Raw genomic sequence first — 15825 nt, 5'->3', positions numbered from 1 at the left:
TGACGGTGGATTGTGTCATTCAAACGTTGAATAAAGCAAAACTAAAGTATCACATTCCGGAAGGAATGATTCTACACACTGACTTGGGCAGTCAATATACAGCAACAGAAGTAGAAAAATGGCTTGAAACCAACAAAATAAGGCATTCCTATAGTAGAAAGGGAACACCTTATGATAACGCAGGAATCGAATCTTTCCACGCCTCATTGAAAAAGGAAGAAGTTTACACGACTAGCTACTCAAATTTTGAAGAAGCAAATCGTGCACTATTTAGCTATATTGAGGGATTTTATAACCGGAATCGACTTCATAGTTCGATTCACTATCTAACCCCTCAGGAGTTTGAAGATTTGGCAAAAGAAAAAATGACATAACCGTCTCTACTAAAATGTGTCCAAGATATTGACTCAAATCCATTTTGAGTCGTTTAAAGAATAGGTAATGACTAACATATTGTCAACTTCTCTCATATAGTTTTCTTTTCAAAAGTATTGTACACCAAAATGGTTGAAACAAAGCTGATTTTGTCTTTACCAAATATTTACAGTTCTTTACGGGTCATTTACAAGCTGTCAATCAGATATTTACGTTCTCTTGCTAAAGTAAACATGTACTAAAAAATAAGTGATCTGGCAAAAGCAAGCCCGTTCTCTTAAACAATCATTATCTAAAATAGGAGTGTAAATGATGAAGAAAATTATTTTAGCATTAGCCTTTTCAGGGATTCTGTTAGCAGGCTGCGGCAGTGGAAATGCAACGAAGGACACTAGTTCAGCAAAAGAAGAAACTGCCAAAATCACCGCAGTCGGTTCAACGGCTTTACAGCCATTAGTTGATGCAGCCCAAGAAAGTTATACCCAAAATCATCCTAATGTTCAGATCTCTGTACAAGGGGGAGGCAGTGGGACTGGTTTGAGTCAAGTGGAGAGTGGTTCAGTTGAAATCGGTAATTCAGATGTCTTTGCTGAAGAGAAGGATGGGATCGACGCCAGTAAATTAGTCGATCACAAAGTCGCAGTGGTCGGTTTTGTACCCGTTGTAAATAAAGATGTGGGCGTGAAAAATATTACTAAACAGGAACTAACCGATATTTTTACCGGTAAGATCAAAAACTGGAAGGATCTCGGCGGTAAGGATGAAGCGATTCAAGTCGTGAATCGGGCTTCTGGCAGCGGTACGCGGGCAACATTTGAAAAATGGGGATTAGACGGTAAGGAACCGATCCAATCACAAGAACAAGATTCTTCGGGAACAGTGAAAAAAATTGTGGCACAAACTCCAGGCGCGATCAGCTACTTAGCATTATCTTATGTTGATGATAGTCTGCAAGCATTACAATTAGATGGTGTGACAGCGAATGGAAAGAATATCACAACCAATAAATGGCCTATTTGGTCCTATGAACATATGTACACTAACGGCAAACCAGCAAAAACCTTAGCAGATTTCTTAAAATACATGGTAAGTGATGCTGTCCAAAAAGGGCCAGTCAAAGAGCTTGGTTATTTGCCAATTACTTCAATGAAAGTCGAACGCACAGCAGACGGTTCAGTCAAATAAATTTTTTTCGAAGTGAAGAAAGAATATTTCCCCAAGAAAAAGGATCGTGGAGGTTTCCACGATCCTTATTTGTTTGGCAATTTTAAGGTAAAAGTCGAACCTAGTTTTGGATGACTTTCAACTTCAATTGATCCACCTAAAATTTCGCTGTATTCTTTAACGATCGCTAAGCCAAGGCCAGTTCCACCGGAGTTGCGAGCACGGGCTTTATCCACCCGATAGAAGCGTTCAAAGATCCGTTTTTGCTCACTTTGGGACATCCCGATACCGTGATCGGTGACGGAAATTTCTAAATGATCAGTCAAACGATAGCTTAACTCGATCTGACTTTCTTCTGGAGAATACTGAATGGCATTTTCCAGCAGATTTTTGATAATCGGTTGGAAAAAAGTTAGGCGAGTTTGATAGAAACAATTTTTAACACCATCAAGCGAGATAGTGATTTTTTTATTTTGCAACAGGTGTTGGTACAATTCAATTTGTTGTTGCAAGAACTGGTTTAATTCCAGTGTTTGCCAATCTTCAGCTAAATCATCACTATCTTTTGATAATTCAATGATATCTTGAATCAGGCTCTTCAAACGTTTGGCATCATGCTGCATAATCGTCAAAAATTCCTCAGTTAGTGCCGGATCGTCTTTAGCACCGTCCAATAACGTTTCGGTAAAACCCAATAATGAAGTAACGGGTGTTTTTAATTCATGAGAAACATTGCCGACAAAGTCACGTTGAATTTTTTCCAGTCGACGAACATGGGTTAAGTCATAAACCGTTCCCATGATTTGATCACCTTTGCTGTCGTTTTCAAGATAGCGTAGACGAATATCCAAATTCATCGCACTAGGTAGTTTAGTTGAGATTTCTTGATGGACTTGATTTTTATCAACTAAGATTTGCTGGATTAGCTGAATAAATTTATTATCCTCGATCACTTGCCAATAATAATGCTGACTGGCACCGCCGATTTGGAGCAATTCTTCCATCGCAGGATTGACCATCACAAAGCGTCCATCAGTATCAATGATAAATACACCAATCGTCAGCTCATGAAAAAGGGTCGAAAACTGTTCTTCTGTCGATGTATAAGCAGCATAGGTTTCATTTAACTGTTCACTGATCTGATTGACAGTAAGGTAGAGTTCTTGCCATTGTGGCGAGTTCTGCATGACGTAGTTGCTTTTTTCGGGCTCTTTTAACATGCGTTGTAAAACGGGCAAGACTGTTTCGATCGGCCGATTTCGCTGATAGGTCAAATAGCAGATAATCAAGTAGATGAAAAGATAGAACAATATCAGAATGACGAAAATCGTCCGCTGGAAATTTCGCGTTTTAGGCTGAAAGGCGGAAGTTTTTTTAGCGATTCGCAGGATACCTAACAGCTCGTCACCGGAGCGGATTGGTTGCGCCGTGTAAAGAAGCTCGGTTTTTAAGGTCGTACTGTAGCGAACAGAAGAGCCTATATCATTATTATTTAGTACAATTTTGACTTCTGGGCGATTTTCACGACTGCCAGATAAAGTGGGCTCGCTGCTGTCAAAAATAATCTTTCCGTTAGCATCTAACAAGGTGATCCGTTCATTGGCTTCATGAGAAAAATTCTGGATCGCCATTTGATTATCAGCCGAATCTAATTGTTTTAGATCGAGGCGATGAATCATCAACTCACCATTGCTAGTTAAGAATTCTTCTTGTTGCTCCAATAATTCTTTTGTGTAAAAATGGTTGGCTAGTTTCCAACTACCGAAAAAAAGTAGACACAGGAGTAGAAAAGGGACGAGATAATCTAAGTGTTTGCGCTTCATTGATTCGGCACCTGAAATTTATAGCCAAAGCCTCGAACAGTTTGCAAGTATTGGGGATGCTTTGGATCGACTTCGATTTTTTCTCGCAGGTGAGAAACATGAACATCCACGATCCGACTTTGCCCAGAAAAATCATACTGCCAGATGCGATCAAGCAGAGTATCACGATCGATCACCCGTTCTTTACGCTTCATAAAATAAACTAACAGTTCAAATTCTTTTGGTGTCAATTCAATTTTCTCACCGCGCACCGTCACTTGATAATTCGATAAGTCCGCTTGGATGTCCCCTACTGTTAGAAATTCATGCTCAACTTTTTCTTGCCGCGGTTCCACTCGGCGAAAGATGGCTTTCATTCGTGCAAGGACTTCGCGGGGAGAAAAAGGCTTAGTTAAATAATCATCGGCTCCGATTTCTAACCCCAAAATCCGGTCAATCGTATCATCTTTGGCAGTCAGCATTAAAATCGGAGTCTCGACTTTTTCTTGCCGGAGTGTTTTGGCAATCTCTAATCCATCCATCGAAGGCAGCATCACATCTAAAATAATAAAATCAAATTTTTCATTTAGAGCCAGTTCATACCCTTCTTTTCCATCTTGAGCAGTGGTGACAGCGTATCCTTCTTTTTCTAAATTAAAGCTCAGTAGCTTAACGATTGAAAGCTCGTCATCTACAACTAATACACGTTTCATATAAGGCTCCTTTTTAAATAACTTTTCATTTGTGAAAGACTATTTCCATACCTGAATAAATGGTATAATGGGAAGGCAGTTTTGTCACCTATTTTCTATTAATTTGATGGGGGAAGTAGCGATGTTAGGAATCAGTGCCTGTTTAGGCGGTGTAGCTTGCCGTTATGACGGTGGATCGAATGAAATTGTCGTGTTGAGAAATTTAGTTGAAACAGGCCAAGCAATTTTGTTTTGTCCAGAAGTTTTAGGCGGCTTACCAACACCTCGGACACCAGCTGAGATTCAAGGCGGTGATGGTTTTGATGTGTGGCGTAATCAAGCCCGTGTCCTTGATAAGAAGGGCAATGACGTGACCGAAGTTTTCAAACAAGGCGCAATTACAGCTTTTGAAAAAATGCGCGAACTGCAGATCACTGAACTGATTTTAAAGGAACGAAGCCCCTCTTGCGGCAGTGGCATGATCTATGACGGTAGTTTTTCCGGAAATCGGATCAAAGGTGTCGGAGTGGCAACAGCCTACTTTATCCAACAAGGAATACCTGTTTATTCCGAGGAAAACTGGCAAGAAATGAGGATGAAGTAATGGAAATCGAAAAAACCAATCGAATGAATGCGTTGTTTGAATTCTACGCAACGCTGTTAACAGAAAAACAAATGAATTACATGGAGCTGTATTACGCGGATGATTTTTCTTTAGGAGAAATTGCTGAGGAATATCAGGTGAGTCGGCAAGCAGTTTATGATAATATCAAAAGGACAGAAAAAATCTTAGAGGATTACGAACGCAAACTGCATTTATTTTCCGATTACATTGTTCGCTCAGAGCAATTAGACAAATTAGCATTATACGTAACGGAACACTATCCTAAAGATGAGTTTTTAGCCGCAACAATTACCGGCTTACAAGATTTAGACGAGTAAAAGGTGGAATATTTCAGTTAATAAGAAATGATTCATCAGCTACTCAAACACCAGTTTAACGTAAAGTAGTATTTTAATAGAAGAAAGGAAAATCAGCAATGGCATTTGAAAGTTTAACGCAGCGTCTACAAGCTGCGATGGGAAAATTACGTAAAAAAGGAAAAGTCACGGAAGCCGATATCACCGAAATGATGCGTGAGATTCGTTTGGCTTTACTTGAAGCCGACGTTAACTTACAAGTAGTGAAGCAATTTACCAAAGAAGTCCGGACGCGTGCTTTAGGCGTCGAAGTGATGGAAAGTTTGACCCCAGCACAACAAATCGTCAAAATCGTTGACGAAGAGTTGACCAAAACATTAGGCTCAGAAGCCGTCGGATTAGAAAAATCACCGAAGATCCCGACCGTTATTATGATGGTAGGTTTACAAGGGGCTGGTAAAACCACCTTTGCCGGAAAACTAGCCAATCAATTGATCAAAAATGAAAAAGCGCGTCCTTTAATGATCGCAGGCGATATTTATCGTCCAGCGGCGATTGATCAATTAAAAGTATTGGGTCAACAATTAAATGTGCCAGTTTTTGATCTAGGAACAGAGGTTAGCCCTGTCGAGATCGTCCGTCAAGGGATGGAGCAAGCACGGGAAAATAAAAATGATTACGTCTTGATCGATACGGCTGGTCGTTTGCATATTGATGAAGCGTTGATGGATGAATTGAAACAAATCAAAGAAGTTGCCCAGCCAAATGAAATTTTGTTAGTTGTCGATGCGATGACTGGTCAAGATGCAGTCAATGTTGCGCAAAGTTTCAATGAACAACTGGGAATCACCGGGGTTGTCATCACCAAATTAGATGGTGATACCCGTGGTGGTGCGGCACTGTCGATTCGGGCAGTCACTGGTGCACCGATTAAATTTGTGGGTTCTGGTGAAAAACTAACGGATCTAGAAGTATTCCACCCAGATCGCATGTCTAGTCGAATCTTAGGCATGGGTGATATGCTAACGCTGATTGAAAAAGCTCAGCAAGATTACGATGAGAAAAAAGCCGAAGAACTAGCTCGTAAGATGAAGGAAAATACCTTCGACTTCAATGACTTTATCGAACAGTTGGATCAAGTAATGGGAATGGGTCCAATTGAAGATCTACTAAAAATGATTCCTGGAATGAGCCAAATGCCAGGAATTGAAAATGTCAAAGTTGATCCAAAAGATGTTGAACGGAAAAAAGCGATGGTTTACTCAATGACGCCTGCAGAACGGGAAGATCCAGATCTGCTAAATCCAAGCCGACGTCGCCGGATTGCGGCCGGTTCAGGTAACTCTGTGGTGGAAGTCAACCGCATGATCAAGCAGTTCAAAGAATCCCGCAAGATGATGCAGCAAATGAGTAAAGGCACTATGCCAGCGGGCATGGATCAAATGTTTGGTTCCGGTATCAAAGGAAAAATGGGTAAGATGGCCATGAATCGAATGGTTAAGAAAAGTAAAAAGAAAAAGAAAAAACGGAAATAAGTATTGAGCGAGGGTGTGACAAAAACTTTGTCACACCCTCTATTGGTTTAAGAGTAATTAATCACGAAATTTTTAATGAATTTTGCCTGATTTCTGCTATACTAAAGGGGAGCATATGTTCGTTTTCTGTGAATAGAAAGATGGGAGTGATGAGAATGCAACGTTGTCAGTGGGCTGGTAGTCGGGAAAATATGCAAATGTATCATGACACGGTTTGGGGTGTGCCTGAGTTTGATGATCAGCGTCTTTTTCGTAAATTAGTTTTGGATATGAATCAAGCAGGCTTAAGTTGGCAGACGATTTTAAATAAAATGGATAACTTTGATCGAGCTTATGAACAATTTGAACTTGAAAAAGTAGCGGCGTTTGATGAAGCAAAAGTTGAATCGTTAATGCAAGATGCCGGGATCATCCGAAATCGGCGTAAAATCGAAGCAGCGATTAATAATGCTCAAAAGATTTTAGCGATGCAGGCAGCAGGTTTAAGTTTTTCAGATTATTTATGGGGCTTCACTGATCATCAAGTTATTGACCATCAAATTCAGACAGCCGCAGAGATTCCCACGAAAACGGAGCTGTCTGATGCTATTGCGAAAGATCTAAAAAAACGCGGGTTTAAATTTGTCGGCAGTACAACGATCTATGCTTTTTTACAGGCGGTAGGAATTGTCAATGATCATGAAAATAAGTGCTTTCGTTACGCAGAATTGACCAAAAAGAAAACGATTTAGGTTTTCTTTGGTCTTTTTGAGCCATCAGCGTTATAGTTGTCCTGTAAGAAAAAATATCAGCTCCATTGATTTGTTGCGGTGGAACCGATGAATGTAAAATGGGAGGCAATGGTAATGGCTTGTACAACGATTTTAGTAGGTAAGAAAGCATCAACAGATGGTTCAACAATGATGGCTCGGAACAACGATATGTTTGTGGCAGATACACCACAAAAAATCCAAGTAATTCCCCGCAACGATCATCAAAGTGGTAAATATGTATCCAATAAAAATGGTTTTACGTTTGATTATCCTGAAAAAGCGTATCGCTATCAAATGGTTCCTAATGTAAATGTTGAAAAAGAAGGGATTTTTGGCGGCAGCGGTTTTAACGAAAAAAATGTCGGTATCAGTGCGACTGAAAGTGTCTACGCCAATGAACATGTGCTGGCTTTTGATCCGCTAGTCAAAACTGGAATTGCCGAAGATTCGATGGTGGTAGCGGTATTGCCGTATATCGATTCTGCCCGCCACGGAGTGGAATATTTAGGTGAGATTATTAAAAAATCTGGCTCACCAGAAGGCAATGGTGTAGTTTTTAGTGACAAGAATGAAGTTTGGTACATGGAAATTGTAACGGGACATCATTGGGTAGCCCAACGTATTCCGGCAGATCATTATGCCGTGATCGCCAACCAAGTGGCTCAAGAGGAAATTGATTTTAACGATCCGGATAATTTTATGTGGTCCGAGGGGATCCAAGAGTTTGTTGAAAAAAACCATTTGAACCCTGATCATGAAGGCTTTAATTTCCGCCACATTTTTGGAACGGATAGCGAAAAAGATCGTTATTACAACACGCCACGTGTATGGTTTGGTCAACGCTATTTAAACCCAGAAATCGACCAAAGTCCGGTGTCTTCAAACTTGCCTTTCTTGCGTAAGGCCAATCGCAAAATCAGCTTGGAAGATATTGCTTATATTTTAGGTTCTCATTACAATGAAACGGTCTATGATCCTTATGGTAAAGGAACGGAGCGGGAGAAACATCTATATCGTCCAATCGCGTTGAATCGGACGCAAGATTCTCATATCATGCAAGTCCGCAACCATGTACCAGAAGAACTTTCAACGATTATGTGGGTCTGCTTAGGTGTGCCAGCATTCAATCCGCATTTACCATTTTATGGAAATGCAACGGATACCGATCCAAGTTTCAACAATACTTCATTGGATTGGAATTTATCTGACGGTTACTGGATGTATCGCACAATCACCGCCTTGGTAGAAGGACATTACAGTGAGTTGATCGAATCCGATAATGATTTTGTTAAAGATTGCCGCGAAAATTTAATTCGGCTAGTCGCTGAAACGGATGAAAAGGCTCAAGCTTTGCAAGGTGCTGAATTAACCGCATTTTTGACGAAACGTAATCATGAGATCGTTGAAGCAATGAAAGTCAAAGCGATGAAATACATCGGTCAATTAGTTAAAGACAGTATTGATCTATCAAAATTGACTTATAAAATGGATATCAATTTATAAACAACGGACTTTCCAGTTTTACTGGGAAGTCTTTTTTGTGAAGGACGCGCCTTTGATAAGCAAAGAAGTTGGTACAAAACCAGCAGCTTGATAAAATAAAGAGATAGAAAGCGAGGGGATTAGGTGGCAAGAGCAGTTTTTTATGGAGCAATTAGTTTGGATGGCTTCTTAGCAGATAAAGAGGATCGCTTGGAATGGCTTTATCAACAAGAGGGCGGCGAGCTCGTTCCGTATGAGGCATTTTATCAAACGATCGATTATACCATGATGGGCCGCCGGACCTATGAGGTAGTTAAACGTGACCAGGAATTAACGGTCATTTATCCTGAGAAAGAGAATTACGTATTTAGCCATTCTGTACTTGAGGTTGATAGTAATTTACAGGTGGTTAATGAAGATCCAGTCGAGTTTATTAAGAACTTACCAGCGGATAAAACCGTGTGGGTCGTTGGCGGCGGGGCCTTGTTACAACCTGTGATTGAAGCTAGTTTGATCGAAGAATGGTGGATTCAAATTGTACCGCTTCTATTAGGTGAGGGGATTCCCTTATTTTTACCGCAAACCAATCAACAAAAATTCCAACTGTTGGAAACTGAACAATTTGGTCAATTTGCCCAATTACATTTGAAAAAATAAAAAAAGCCAGAACACTGGCTTTTTTTAATACTCATTTTCGTCAATTTCACTAGCGGTCGAGGCAAATGTTGTCTGACTGGCCAATACTTTTTTTTCCTCAAAAGGAAAAGTTCGATCAAACGCTTCTAAGCTATCGGGATTGGGGTACAGTCCTTCAGAAAAAATAATTTTCCCTTCAAGCTGATCAAGAGCCCCTTCTTTTAGTGGCAGGGCCATAATCCCTGTATAATAATTTCCATCAGGCATTGAAAGATGATATTTTTTAGCACCGATAAAACCATAAGGATGGTAGTGATAGGGAAAGCCTGCGATCACGATGGCTTGATAGCCTAAGCATTTGGCTTCGGTGATTGAGTGTTCAATCAATTGCCGGCCATAACCTTGGCGATGGTAGGCGGGATCAATACTTACCGGTCCAAACGAGATAACGGGATGTTCAATCCCTGCTTGGTCAATTATCTTTGAGTGACTATAAAAAATACTGCCGATAATTTTTCCGTCTACTTCGATTACAAAGGTTAATTCAGGAATGAAATCGGGATGCTTGCGTAAATGATGGGCGATATAATGTTCTTCCGCACCGGGAACATATAAATTCCAGAAAGCTTTCCGGGTGATTTCCTCCACGTTGCGATAATCTTTTTCTTCTTCTAATCGGATCGTAACAGTCAAATAATCCCTCCTGACTTGTTTGTTTACATTTATGGTCAGTATAGCATATTGACAAAAAGAAAAGACCTGCGAAACATCGCAGGTCTTTTAATAGAAATTATTTATTTTGTAAGTTTGTTGAAGAATTCAATATACTTATCAGTAATTGTTTGGAAGAATTTCACCGTTCCCTCAACGATATGTCCATCGTTATCGACTAATTTCGTAATGCCGCCGATGTAAGCTTCTGGTTGTTGTAAAGTTGGAACATCCAAGAAAACTAATGATTGACGTAAGGCGTGGTTAGCACCAAAACCACCAGGACCACCAGGAGAGACTGTTACGACTAAGCCAGGTTTACCGCCCCAAACGCTGCTGCCCATTGGACGAGAACCAACATCTAAAGCGTTTTTCAAAGCTGCTGGGACAGAACGATTGTATTCAGGTGTAACAAAGTATAAGCCGTCAACTTCACTGACTTCTTTTCTTAAGCGTGTCCAAGCTGCTGGAACAGAGCCTTCCACTTCGAGATCTTCATTGTAAAATGGTAGATCGCCGATTTCGATAAATTTTGCTTCAAATCCTTCAGGTAGTAACTCCGCAAATTGTTTAGCAACGATTTTGTTATATGAATCTTTGCGCAGGCTACCAACTAAAATACCAATTGTTTTTGACATAACTGTTCCTCCTGTATAAACTTATTTTTATGATGTCGCATATATATTTACCCGATGTATTAATCTTACAAAAAATAAGTAAAAAGAGCAAAAGATATGCTTTAGCAGAAAAAAAGAGACTGTAAAGAAAAAACTCTTTACAGCTAACAAAAACCGTGTTAGACTACTTCTTGTGATTAATTATATGGAGGTGTAGTTATACAATGGCAGTTAAAATCCGCTTGAAACGTATGGGTTCTAAAAAGAAACCTTTCTACCGTATCGTTGTTGCTGATTCTCGTTCTCCTCGTGATGGACGTTTTATCGAAACTGTAGGTACTTATAATCCTTTGAAAAACCCTGCAGAAGTCGTTTTAAAAGAAGAAGATGTTTTAAACTGGTTACAAAAAGGTGCGCAACCTTCTGATACCGTTCGCAACATCCTTTCTAAAGAAGGCATCATGCAAAAACACCACGACGCTAAATTCACTAAGAAGTAAGGTGATTTAATATGCAAGATTTAACGAACCTTGTGTTAACCATTGTTCACCCTTTGGTGACTAAGCCTGAAGAAGTGAAGTTAGAGATTGAAGAGTCTAACGATTTCTTCGAGTACAACTTAACGGTTGCACCGGAAGACATCGGCAGAATTATCGGAAAACAAGGCCGAGTAGCAAAAGCGATCCGAACGATCGTTTACAGTGTTCGGACCAATGGACCGAAAAAAGTTCGTCTTAACATCGTGGATGGTAAATAAGTGAGGACACTCGAGTCAGTTTGATTCGAGTGTTTTTTCGTTAGAGTTACGATAAACTAAAGATGGAGGTGTTCCATCATGAAAAAATATTTATTCTTGTTCAGTGCATTAGTTAGCTTGGCCGCTTGCAATTCTGAAACGAATGACTCAAAGGATAGCAGTAGGGCATCATCTGCAGTAACGACCACACAGACTAGTTCCGTTTCTACATCGGCAACCAGTGCAACCTCGGAAATGAAGGAAGCCAATAACAATTCAGATAAAACTTCGGCAACGACTAGTTCTAAGACTGATTCTCCTCATCAAAACCATACACTTTCTGCTATTGATGAGTTAAAAGCCAATTATCCTAACCAACAATTTCCTGATCCGCTAATGATCGATGGTGGAAAACCGGTTGGAATAATGGCTTCTGAAGAACAAGGAATTCTGACGGTACACTATTATCAAGTAACGGAAGAAACGCCCTTTAATGATCCAGTATTGCAGGATCAAACGCCAATTGCCGAATTTCAGAGAGAAACCTTTGATTCAAAAGCCAGCGCTCAAGAACAAGTTGGTCAAACCTATGATCCAAATGGTCAGCAAGTCGATCTCGGTCATAACTTAACCGGTTATCAAACAGCCGGGGCGGGATCAAGTTTTCTGAATTGGAAAGAAGGAAACTGGAGTTTAGCTGTGCGCGCCAACAATCTTGAGCAAGAAGATCCTGTTCCATTGGCTAAACAAGCAGTTGAGTATCTAGAGACCGCGTTCTTACCAGTGCCCCGCGATGCCGGTCAGATTTCACTGCAAGTTACCTCAAGTGATTACCAATCCAATCGAGTGGTTTGGCAAAATGAACAGCAGGTTTATACAATCATGAATCGTGATTCGATGAATAGCCTGAAAATGGCTGTTTCGATGACAAACTAGCATAGAAAGAGGGAAACACGTGACTAATTATTATAAAGTAGGAAAGATCGTAAATACTCATGGAATTCGCGGAGAAGTTCGAGTAATTTCAACGACTGATTTCGCTGAGGAACGCTATCAAGTTGGTGAACAACTTTTCTTATTTCGCGATAATCAAGAAATGCTACCATTAACAATCACTAGCTATCGCCGTCATAAAAATTTTGATCTGCTGAGCTTTGAAGGCTACCCCAATATCAACGATGTCGAAGCTTTTCGCGATGGGATCTTAAAGATTTCAGAAAAGCAATTGGGTGATTTAGCCGAGCATGAATATTATTACCATGAAATTATTGGCTTAACGGTAGTCGATGAACAAAAGCAAGAAATCGGCAAGATCACCGAGATTTTGTCGCCGGGCGCTAATGATGTGTGGGTCGTAAAACGAAAAGGACAAAAAGATGCTTTGATACCTTACATTGAATCGGTAGTTAAGGATATCGATTTAACTGAAGGCATCGTTCAGGTGGAAATTCCGGAAGGACTGTTGGACGATGCGAATTGATGTATTAACAATTTTTCCTAAGATGGTCGAAGGGCCACTAGGTGAATCCATCATTGGCAAAGCGATTGAAAAAGAGTTATTAGAAATCAATGTTCATGATTTTCGTCAATATTCGGATAATAAACACAAACAAGTTGATGATTATCCCTACGGCGGCGGGGCCGGTATGCTGTTAAAAGTCCAGCCAATCTATGATAATTTGAAAGCGATCGAAGCGGAAACCGGTGATCAAAAGAAACGTGTGATCTTGCTAGATCCAGCCGGTAAACCTTTTAATCAGAAAATGGCGGAAGAATTTTCACAAGAAGAGCAGCTTGTATTTATTTGTGGGCATTACGAAGGCTACGATGAACGGATTCGTTCACTAGTAACTGATGAGGTTTCTTTGGGTGATTACGTCTTGACTGGCGGTGAACTGGGTGCGATGGTGATGATCGACGCGACGGTTCGGTTACTGCCGGATGTTCTGGGGAATCAAACCTCAGCAAAAACCGATTCCCATTCAACCGGTTTGTTGGAACATCCCCAGTATACCCGTCCAGCGGAATTTGAGGGAATGGGAGTACCGGAAGTTTTGATGAATGGCAATCACCGTTTGATTGAAGAGTGGCAATTAAAAGAATCTCTCCGCCGGACCTATTTGCGGCGACCTGATATGCTGGAAAAAATAGCATTGACTCCCGAAATGGAAAAACTCCTGTCTGAGATCAAAGCAGAAGAATTATAAAATTTTCAGGCGACAAGAATTTTATCTTTACAGATAGATCGACCTCTGTTAGAATGATTTGGTGAGTGTATAACTCATCTATTACGATAATCCGCTGGGGTGATGCACCCTAAGATTGTTTGGAAATTAGGAGAATGATAAAATGAATCCATTAATCGAAGCTTTAACTCAAGAACAATTACGTACTGACATCCCAGCATTCCGTCCTGGGGACACTGTTCGCGTTCACGCGAAAGTTGTCGAAGGTACTCGCGAACGTATCCAGTTATTCGAAGGCGTAGTAATCAAACGTCGTGGAGCTGGTATCAGCGAAACTTACACTGTACGTAAAATCTCTAACGGTGTTGGTGTGGAACGTACATTCCCATTACACACTCCACGTGTTGCGAAAATCGAAGTTGTTCGTTACGGTAAAGTACGTCGTGCAAAACTTTACTACTTACGTGCATTACACGGAAAAGCAGCTCGTATCAAAGAAATCAGAAGATAAACACGGAAAACTTCCTTGGAAATCTGAAATCTGTGAAAAGTCCTTGTATATCAAGGGCTTTTTCTTTTTTCTCTATCACAGTTTTAAGCCATTTTTGGCTGTTTTGGTTCATTTTTCACCCATATTCCCCTAAATTGTCCTAGATTGTCCGACATTGACTATCAGTGTCGTCAAAATAGGGCAAAATTTAGTAGTCAGCTTGACGACAAATATAATACGAAAAATACCAAAACATTTACCGAATTTAGCAACTTTTGAACCCAAGTTTCTCAAAGGGTCAGCTACTAGCAAAAAAGACAAAACATGTACTTTTCTACTAAAAAGTTGATGTGATAGGCTTCTATCTAAATAATTATTAGGAGTTTTTATCGTGAAGCAAAATGATGGACGTATCATTTGGAAAAATCAAAGTGATTTAAAACTGATTTTAACAATTAATGAATTCATCGAAAAACATGGAATTAAATCTAGTCGTCAATACCAGAAGAAACTATCAGAAAATCCAAATTCGGCACCAAGTATGTGGTTTATTAATAAAAAATATGGATCATGGGAGAATTTGTTGATTAGTATAGGACGAGAAAATACTGGTTATGGGAAATGGGCTAGAATGTCAGAACAAGAATTATTGGAAATAGTAGAATCCTTTATTAAGTGTGAGAAGATAATCTCCCAACGAATGTACGAACAAAAATCGGTAGGGAAGGATATCCCTTCACTTAGTACTGTTAAAAAGAGACTAGGAGATATACGTCCACTTTTTAAAGAAAAAAATGATAGTCCTCGATTTACTGATTTCGAACTGATGTTAGAATTAAAAAATGAAATAATCCGATTAAAACTACAGGATGATTTATCAATGACGAAATTTCGGAAACTCGTTCAATCACCGAGGCTGCCGTCAGTTGATACAATAATGAAAAGAACAAATAAAAATTGGGAGGAATTAATGGCAGAGATAGGGTTTGATTATCGAAGAATCAAAATCTATAAACAGAGAAACAACTTATCTAAAACAAAGAAAACTAAATAGTAGCACTCTAAATCAGACGTTCAAAACTAAAAATTTGAACGTCTTTTTTATTACCCAAAAACGAAAGGAGATTTATTTTATGAAAAAGCCAAGATTTAAGAATTGGCGCTTGTTTGCGGCGTTAGCTTTATTAGGTCAAACACTTGGGGGATCAATTAGTCCAATGATTGCTTTTGCCGAGAAAATCACCCATCCACAAACGGTGACGGTTGAACTGGATTTAGCACATCAATATGCTGTTGAAGGCACTTTTAGTGACGGCCGTCCTATGTCAGAAGTCACCGTTCCGCACTATGCTGTCTACAATGGTGTGAAACAAGATATTTTCTGTATTGAGCCAGGGGTGCCGATTTACAATGAGTACACTCCTGGATATGAGAAGAATCCATTACCATCTATGCCGGAAAAAGCAAAACTAGTTTCTGTATTGTGGAAGAATGCCGGCACGGATGTGGATACCCATATTGTGGCTCAGAAGATGATCTGGCAAGAAGTCAATGGCTACACGCTTCACTCCATCAAACGTTCCGATGGCAGTGCCGTAAATATCGCCGCCATTGAAGCAAAAATTAATCAAGCAATCGCCGACTATCAGAAGAAACCAAGCTTCCATAACTCCACGGTGAAAACTGTGTTAGGTCAATCGGCAACTGTGACCGATACGAATGGCTT

At 40.0% G+C, this 15825-nt stretch carries 20 protein-coding genes; 16 read left to right on the top strand and 4 right to left on the bottom strand.

The features are described 5' to 3' along the window. The coding region (locus EP1_RS12435; RefSeq protein WP_067627942.1) for an IS3 family transposase at nucleotides 1-374 on the top strand (374 nt) is incomplete at its 5' end. A 313-nt stretch (nucleotides 375-687) separates the two neighbouring features. Beyond that, the gene (locus tag EP1_RS12430; protein ID WP_067627939.1) at nucleotides 688-1560 is read left to right on the top strand and encodes a phosphate ABC transporter substrate-binding protein PstS family protein; all 873 of its coding nucleotides are present in this window, start codon (nucleotides 688-690) and stop codon (nucleotides 1558-1560) included. Between the two features lie 65 nt (nucleotides 1561-1625). Here EP1_RS12430 and EP1_RS12425 read toward each other — a convergent pair whose 3' ends face one another. Next, nucleotides 1626-3362 (bottom strand): sensor histidine kinase, encoded by a 1737-nt coding sequence (locus EP1_RS12425; protein ID WP_067627935.1) that lies wholly within the window; start codon nucleotides 3360-3362, stop codon nucleotides 1626-1628. Continuing rightward, nucleotides 3359-4054 carry a response regulator transcription factor gene (locus EP1_RS12420; protein ID WP_067627932.1) on the bottom strand — a complete coding sequence of 232 codons (696 nt, stop codon included), beginning with the start codon at nucleotides 4052-4054 and terminating at the stop codon, nucleotides 3359-3361. Before EP1_RS12420 ends, EP1_RS12425 begins: the two co-directional genes overlap by 4 nt. Before the next feature lie 121 nt (nucleotides 4055-4175). Between EP1_RS12420 and EP1_RS12415 the strand changes: the two genes are divergently transcribed. From EP1_RS12415 to EP1_RS12390, 6 genes are all read left to right on the top strand, one after another. Further along, nucleotides 4176-4637 (top strand): 2-thiouracil desulfurase family protein, encoded by a 462-nt coding sequence (locus EP1_RS12415; protein ID WP_067627929.1) that lies wholly within the window; start codon nucleotides 4176-4178, stop codon nucleotides 4635-4637. Further along, a complete protein-coding gene (locus tag EP1_RS12410) occupies nucleotides 4637-4975 on the top strand; it encodes a putative DNA-binding protein (RefSeq protein WP_067627926.1) in 339 nt (112 codons plus the stop codon). The genes EP1_RS12415 and EP1_RS12410 overlap by 1 nt, the downstream gene beginning before the upstream one ends. 98 nt (nucleotides 4976-5073) lie before the next feature. Next, the gene (ffh, locus tag EP1_RS12405) at nucleotides 5074-6489 is read left to right on the top strand and encodes a signal recognition particle protein (RefSeq protein WP_067627923.1); all 1416 of its coding nucleotides are present in this window, start codon (nucleotides 5074-5076) and stop codon (nucleotides 6487-6489) included. A 155-nt stretch (nucleotides 6490-6644) separates the two neighbouring features. Next, nucleotides 6645-7220 carry a DNA-3-methyladenine glycosylase I gene (locus EP1_RS12400; protein WP_067627919.1) on the top strand — a complete coding sequence of 192 codons (576 nt, stop codon included), beginning with the start codon at nucleotides 6645-6647 and terminating at the stop codon, nucleotides 7218-7220. Nucleotides 7221-7307: 87 nt separating this feature from the next. Continuing rightward, nucleotides 7308-8744, top strand: a complete 1437-nt coding sequence (locus tag EP1_RS12395; protein WP_245630620.1) for a C69 family dipeptidase — start codon at nucleotides 7308-7310, stop codon at nucleotides 8742-8744. A gap of 123 nt (nucleotides 8745-8867) precedes the next feature. Continuing rightward, a complete protein-coding gene (locus tag EP1_RS12390; RefSeq protein ID WP_067627913.1) occupies nucleotides 8868-9380 on the top strand; it encodes a dihydrofolate reductase family protein in 513 nt (170 codons plus the stop codon). Between the two features lie 24 nt (nucleotides 9381-9404). On the opposite strand, the gene EP1_RS12385 is transcribed toward EP1_RS12390, so the two are convergent. Together EP1_RS12385 and EP1_RS12380 are read right to left on the bottom strand one after the other, a co-directional pair. Beyond that, nucleotides 9405-10052 (bottom strand): GNAT family N-acetyltransferase, encoded by a 648-nt coding sequence (locus EP1_RS12385; RefSeq protein ID WP_067627910.1) that lies wholly within the window; start codon nucleotides 10050-10052, stop codon nucleotides 9405-9407. A 101-nt stretch (nucleotides 10053-10153) separates the two neighbouring features. Next, the gene (locus EP1_RS12380; protein WP_067627907.1) at nucleotides 10154-10708 is read right to left on the bottom strand and encodes an NADPH-dependent FMN reductase; all 555 of its coding nucleotides are present in this window, start codon (nucleotides 10706-10708) and stop codon (nucleotides 10154-10156) included. A gap of 203 nt (nucleotides 10709-10911) precedes the next feature. Here EP1_RS12380 and rpsP point away from each other — a divergent pair, with 203 nt between their 5' ends. The 8 genes from rpsP to EP1_RS12340 form a co-directional block, all read left to right on the top strand. Then, nucleotides 10912-11187: a 30S ribosomal protein S16 gene (rpsP, locus tag EP1_RS12375; RefSeq protein ID WP_067627904.1), complete on the top strand. Its 276-nt coding sequence runs from the start codon at nucleotides 10912-10914 to the stop codon at nucleotides 11185-11187. Between the two features lie 11 nt (nucleotides 11188-11198). Further along, nucleotides 11199-11444: a KH domain-containing protein gene (locus EP1_RS12370; protein WP_067627901.1), complete on the top strand. Its 246-nt coding sequence runs from the start codon at nucleotides 11199-11201 to the stop codon at nucleotides 11442-11444. A 78-nt stretch (nucleotides 11445-11522) separates the two neighbouring features. Then, the gene (locus EP1_RS12365) at nucleotides 11523-12359 is read left to right on the top strand and encodes a lipoprotein (protein WP_067627899.1); all 837 of its coding nucleotides are present in this window, start codon (nucleotides 11523-11525) and stop codon (nucleotides 12357-12359) included. 19 nt (nucleotides 12360-12378) lie between these two features. Continuing rightward, nucleotides 12379-12903: a ribosome maturation factor RimM gene (gene rimM / locus EP1_RS12360; protein WP_067627896.1), complete on the top strand. Its 525-nt coding sequence runs from the start codon at nucleotides 12379-12381 to the stop codon at nucleotides 12901-12903. After that, nucleotides 12893-13630: a tRNA (guanosine(37)-N1)-methyltransferase TrmD gene (gene trmD, locus EP1_RS12355; RefSeq protein ID WP_067627894.1), complete on the top strand. Its 738-nt coding sequence runs from the start codon at nucleotides 12893-12895 to the stop codon at nucleotides 13628-13630. The genes rimM and trmD overlap by 11 nt, the downstream gene beginning before the upstream one ends. A gap of 142 nt (nucleotides 13631-13772) precedes the next feature. After that, nucleotides 13773-14120: a 50S ribosomal protein L19 gene (gene rplS, locus EP1_RS12350; protein ID WP_067627892.1), complete on the top strand. Its 348-nt coding sequence runs from the start codon at nucleotides 13773-13775 to the stop codon at nucleotides 14118-14120. Nucleotides 14121-14490: 370 nt separating this feature from the next. Continuing rightward, nucleotides 14491-15153 carry a hypothetical protein gene (locus EP1_RS12345; RefSeq protein WP_010740290.1) on the top strand — a complete coding sequence of 221 codons (663 nt, stop codon included), beginning with the start codon at nucleotides 14491-14493 and terminating at the stop codon, nucleotides 15151-15153. A gap of 79 nt (nucleotides 15154-15232) precedes the next feature. Beyond that, nucleotides 15233-15825, top strand: a 593-nt coding sequence (locus EP1_RS12340) for a thioester domain-containing protein (RefSeq protein WP_281176173.1), incomplete at its 3' end; no start/stop codon positions are given.

Source organism: Enterococcus pseudoavium NBRC 100491 (genome assembly GCF_001544295.1).
GTDB lineage: Bacteria > Bacillota > Bacilli > Lactobacillales > Enterococcaceae > Enterococcus_A > Enterococcus_A pseudoavium.
Note: the sequence above shows the minus strand (reverse complement) of the source record. Positions and strands in the feature narration are given on the sequence as shown.